The organism is Streptomyces sp. AM25, assembly GCF_058146165.1.
In genome coordinates this window covers 1-4,940 of sequence record NZ_JBKIWN010000090.1, presented here as the reverse complement: position 1 = coordinate 4,940, position 4,940 = coordinate 1, and the positions used below count along the sequence as shown (strand labels likewise).

Below are 4,940 nucleotides of genomic sequence, written 5' to 3'. Positions count from 1 at the left end.
ACGCCCAAAGGACTATGAATCAGCCCTGCTCTTCGCGGCGATCCGCAAGGACTCCCAAGCCGAGCAGCTACCGGTCTCTCATCTGGCAAGGCGCCACCGCGTCAGTCACGCCACGGTCCGGCAGGCCCTGAAGTCGCCAACACCGCCACCCCGAAAGAAACGGCCCCCCATCGTGGGCCCTGCCAAGGAACGCGTCGGCCCCACCATCGACGCCATCCTCAACGAGCACGCCGCCACCCATGCCGGCCAGCTCCCCACCGTGAGGGAAGTCTGGGAGAAGCTGCTGGATGACCACGACGCCACCGTCTCCTACGGAACAGTCCACCGCTACATGTCCAGCCACCCGCTCAACACCCCGGACACGTTGACCAGCCACACCGAACTCACCACAGGTAACTACCTCGCCGCCACCCAACAGACCTTCCATACCGCCGTGTTCAAGCAGTACCGGGAGCTACTGACCGCAGTCCGCCGCGAGCCCACCCGGCACGGCCTCGACGGCACCTTCGCCTCGACCACCGCCTTCATCCTCGGCCTGGATGCCGGAAGCAACTGGAACATGCTCACGGGCTTCCAGGAGTGGCTCGTCGTCCGCCACGGCACAGGACACGACCTGGCCTGGCCCATCCTCGTCCGCCACCTCGCCCCCGGCGGATGGGCCCACCCGCTCACACAGCAGGCCGACACCAGAGCGGTGACCACGCTCCACCGGCTCCTCGGCGAGTACTTCAACACGCGAGAACAGCCCGATGGCCTCGGGCAGATCTTCAGGGACTACCAATCGTGGCTGACGACCCAGGCGTGGTATCAGTTCGAAACAGCGGAGCCGGACCAGATCGACTGAGACAGCATCCGGCATTCACCCGCCCGGGACCACATCACCTGAGATTCCCGGCATCTCCACGTCTCAGCTGAACTGGTCGCCGCAGGTCAGGATCCCAACTCGGAGCCAGATCATTTAAGACGGGACAGCAGGCTCCGACCACTTGGGATTGACAGGATGATCATGTCCTGGTGGCATATGGGCATGCTGTACAAGACTCCGGCCCTGGACGCCGACGACCACCGTGTGCTTGAAGAGATCGAGCAGATGCGGATGCGCCTGCGCCATCAGCTGCGGGCGCAGCCCCGCTGGTCCGGCCAGCTGCGGCGCAACCTCACGGCCCGCGCGATCGCCGGTTCGAACACCATCGAGGGCTACGCCGCCACCGTCGATGATGTCGAGGCGCTGATGGCGGGGGAGGAGCCGCTGGAGACGGCGGAGCGGACCCGGGTGGAGCTGGAGGGCTACCAGCGGGCGATGACCTACATCCAGGCCCTCGCCGACGCCGGCGAGGACTTCCGCTACGACGCCGGCCTGCTCAACGGGCTGCACTTCATGCTGCAGGGCCACCACCTCGACAAGCGGCCGGGCCGCTGGCGCGACGGCCCGGTCTTCGTCACCAGCCCCGACGACCCCCTCGTCCCCGCCTACACCGCCCCGGACTTCGAAGACGTGCCCGCCTTGACGGGGGAGCTGATCGACTGGCTCAACACCGGTGACCTCGACGCCCCGGTCCACGTACGGGCCTCCATGGCGCACCTGAACCTGGTGAACATCCACCCGTGGAAGGACGGCAACGGACGCATGTCCCGCGCCGTGTCCACCCTCGTCTTCGCCCGGGAATCCGAGAGCCTGCTGCCGCCGGAGTTCTCCTCCATCGAGGAATGGCTCGGCCGCGCCCAGAACACCTACGCCTACTACCGCGTCCTGCAACAGGCCGGCGGCCCCACCTGGACCCCCGACCGCGACACCCACCCGTGGATCCGCTTCTGCCTGGAAGCCCACCACCGCCAGGCCCAGCAGGCACAACGCCGCACCGACCTGCTCTCCCGCGCCTGGATCCACCTCGGCGAAGCCGCCGAACGCGACGGCCTGGACGAGCGCGTGGTCTACGCACTGCTGCCGGCCTTCTGGGGCTCGAAGGTGCGCCGTACAGTCTACCAGGCCGACGCCGCCCTGTCCGAACAGCAGGCCATCCGCGACATCCGCGAGCTGGTCCGCCTCGGCTGGCTCGAAGCCCAGGGCCAGGCACGCTCCCGCTACTACGCCCCCGGGCCCCGCATGGCCAGCGCGCAGGAGACGATCCGGCAGGCCGTCGAGCCCTACGCCGACCCTTACGCACCCGGCCCCTGAACCAGGCAGAACTACGCCGACGGCACTCTGACCCGCCGGGGCGCCTACCCGATTCGACTGCTGCGCCACGGCCGGCAGTACCGAGCCACCCGCTACGACCTGCACCGGCACCTCGGGCTGATGGCTCCGAGCAGCGAGCAGCCGGTCGTCTGATCGACGTCGATCGCAGGCCCCGGTCGGCCGCCTCGACATGAGGTAGCCGACCGGGGCCTCGGTGTTTTGGGCCTGTAGCGGGGTGTTAACCAGCGGGCGTGAGCTCCCAGCGGCGGCCATCGGGGACGTGCCACACGGACGCGCGGCCGTCCGGTTCACGGACGTACCCGAACTCGTCCTGAGCGGGGCGGCCGGTGTCGTTCCACCACTTCCACGCGTCCTCGACCTGCTGCCACAGTTCGTCGGCGCCGCCGTACGTCACGATCCCGGTGTCGCTCCCCGCGAGGGAGGCGCGGGCCCATGAGCCGTCGCTGTGCTGAAGCTGGATCGACGTGGTGCCGGCGTCGTCGAGGTGGTAGACGAGCCTGGTCTCGGGGAGGTGGAACGCCAGCAGCAGGCGGAAAGGGTAGTTGGTCTGGATGTCGCTTGCTGTGACGGGGGTTGGGCGTGTGCCGGCCTCGTGGGCGGCGGTGGCGCGAGGGGGGTGAGAGTAGGCGCGGGCATCGGTACGCGCGGCCATGAACCGGCCGGTTGTGCCGGTGAACCTTCCGTGTGCGCGGGTTTCTTCGTCGAGGGTGAGGCGGACGAGTCCGCCCTCGACGCCGAGCGCGATGTCGGTGTGGATGACGGATCCGGGTTTGGTCTGCTCGATCCATGCCGGAGGGATGGCGGGTACGGAGCAGGTGGCGATGATCCGGTCGAACGGTCCGCTGGCGGGGTGGCCGGCCTGTCCGTCGGTGGCGGCGAGGTGTGGGCGGTAGCCGATCTCGGCGAGGCGGGTTTCCGCGGTTTGGACGAGGGTGGGGGAGATGTCGACGGAGTGGACGGTGCGGTCCCCGAGGCGGGCGCACAGCAGGGCGGCGTTGTAGCCGGTGCCGGTGCCGACTTCGAGAACGCGGTGCCCGTCATGCACGGTGAGCTCTTCCAGCATTCCGGCCATGAGACTGGGGAGGGTGCTGGAGGAGGTGGGAATGCCGGTCCATGCGGTGTCGTCGACCTGCTCGGCGGTGTCGGGGTCCAGCGCGGTGACGAGGGTGGTGTCGCGGTAGACCTGGGCGAGCTGCTCGTCGGCGGTGGCGGCCTGGTGCCGGCGCCACACGGCGATGCCCCGCTCGTTGGTCTCCTGTTCGTACCACTCCGGGACGAACACGTGCCGGGGCACGGTGGCGAAGGCCTCGGCCCACCGGGGTGAGCGGATCACGCCGGCCTTCGTGAGCTCGTCGGCGAGGGCGGCCATGTAGGGGCGTGCGGCGTCGAGGGTGGGGTCGGTCACGCGGCGACTCCTTGCAGTTCGTCGGCGATGGCTTCCGCGATGGGCAGGCCGGTGGCGTGCTGGATCCAGTCCCATTGCCCGCACGCGTTCGCTTCCAAGAACGTCCACTCACCGGTGGGCGACACGATGAAGTCACACGCGGCGAACCGGAGCCCGAGACGGCCCATCAACCGTCGCACCGCGTCGGCGACGTCGTCAGGAGTTTCGGTCGGGCGGTAGGTCAGCGACCGGTAGTCGCTGCGCCAGTCGATGTGCCCTGCGGTGCTTGAGGCGTGGACTTCCGCGGCGAGCAGGCGGTCGCCGGCGACGGTGAGGCGTACCTCGTGTGCCTTGTCGATCCAGGCTTGGAAGAGGTGGGCGGTTGTGTCGATGCCGCGCAGGTCGTCGAGGTCCCGCTCGGTGAGCTTGCGGGTGTAGACGACTTTCAGTTCGTCGGCCTCGATGAAGACGGGGGAGGTGACGGGTTTGCAGATCAGTGGGCCGGCGGTGTCGCCGGCGAACGTGCGGACGGCGTCGGGGTTGTTGGTGATCAGGGTCGGGGGGATGGTGAGGCCGCACTCGCGTGCGGCGGCGAGTTGGATGGGCTTGTACTCGGCGCGGGACATCGCGGCGGGGTGGGAGACCCATCGGCAGTCGAGCGCGGACAGCACGCCGCCGAGACCCGATCGGGCTTGGGCGGCGGCGAACTTCCGCTCGGGCTCGGACATGGCATCGGGCAGACGGAACATGTTCGGCGTGCGGTAGTAGACGGCGCTGATGTCGGCGAGGTCGACCGTGCGGTGCGGGGTGGCGAGTCCGCCGGCCCACCCTTGCCGGGCGTCGATACGCCCGGCAAGGGTGAGCTGTTGCGGAAACTCGGCGGTGTCCATGCGGAACACTGCTGCCCCTCGCTCCGCGAGCACCTTCACGACGCGGTCGGTCGGCCAGTCGTCGCGGGCTGCGATCACGAGGACGGTGGACATGTGACCGTCAGTCCTTCGGTCCTTCATCGAGGGGCGGCGGGTTGTTGACGCTGCCGTCCGGGATGGTGGGGTCGTGCGTGCCCATGTAGGGCAGGGGGCCGTCGTACAGGCCGACGGACATCTGCGCTTGCTCGTCGTAGACCGCCGGTGGTTTGACGATTGCCTGTGAGGCGTTGGGGGTCTGCGCGAAGCGCAGGATCCACGGGCGGGTGGTGGGGTCGGTCGGGGGCTCGCTGCTGTGAACGAGCCGCCCCCCTTCGGGGGCGAGTGGGAAGACTTCTCGCGGGTGCGCAACGGTGGTCACTTCCGGTTCTCTCGTTCGGGTAGGTCGATAGGACAGGGATCCGGCTGTGGGCGCTCATGGAATTGACCCGGG

Annotated in this window: 4 protein-coding genes and 1 pseudogene; 2 read left to right on the top strand and 3 right to left on the bottom strand. The window is 68.8% G+C overall.

The features are described 5' to 3' along the window. Together ACLHRZ_RS36605 and ACLHRZ_RS36600 are read left to right on the top strand one after the other, a co-directional pair. Window positions 1-844 (top strand): annotated as a pseudogene (locus ACLHRZ_RS36605) (hypothetical protein); the annotation flags it as partial. A gap of 162 nt (window positions 845-1,006) precedes the next feature. Continuing rightward, the gene (locus ACLHRZ_RS36600) at window positions 1,007-2,176 is read left to right on the top strand and encodes a Fic family protein (RefSeq protein WP_490422910.1); all 1,170 of its coding nucleotides are present in this window, start codon (window positions 1,007-1,009) and stop codon (window positions 2,174-2,176) included. 238 nt (window positions 2,177-2,414) lie between these two features. On the opposite strand, the gene ACLHRZ_RS36595 is transcribed toward ACLHRZ_RS36600, so the two are convergent. The 3 genes from ACLHRZ_RS36595 to ACLHRZ_RS36585 are packed head-to-tail and all read right to left on the bottom strand — an operon-like array spanning window position 2,415 to window position 4,868. Then, the gene (locus ACLHRZ_RS36595) at window positions 2,415-3,602 is read right to left on the bottom strand and encodes a methyltransferase domain-containing protein (RefSeq protein ID WP_490422909.1); all 1,188 of its coding nucleotides are present in this window, start codon (window positions 3,600-3,602) and stop codon (window positions 2,415-2,417) included. Beyond that, window positions 3,599-4,564 carry an ATP-grasp ribosomal peptide maturase gene (tgmB, locus tag ACLHRZ_RS36590; protein ID WP_490422908.1) on the bottom strand — a complete coding sequence of 322 codons (966 nt, stop codon included), beginning with the start codon at window positions 4,562-4,564 and terminating at the stop codon, window positions 3,599-3,601. Before tgmB ends, ACLHRZ_RS36595 begins: the two co-directional genes overlap by 4 nt. Before the next feature lie 7 nt (window positions 4,565-4,571). Continuing rightward, window positions 4,572-4,868: a putative ATP-grasp-modified RiPP gene (locus tag ACLHRZ_RS36585; protein WP_490422907.1), complete on the bottom strand. Its 297-nt coding sequence runs from the start codon at window positions 4,866-4,868 to the stop codon at window positions 4,572-4,574. Window positions 4,869-4,940: the final 72 nt, after the last annotated feature.

What these genes read in the sequence shown, in the direction of transcription:
- ACLHRZ_RS36600 (WP_490422910.1), top strand. Translation starts at nt 1,007, where the DNA reads ATGTCCTGGTGGCATATGGGCATGCTGTACAAGACTCCGGCCCTGGAC.
- tgmB (WP_490422908.1), bottom strand. Translation starts at nt 4,564, where the DNA reads ATGTCCACCGTCCTCGTGATCGCAGCCCGCGACGACTGGCCGACCGAC.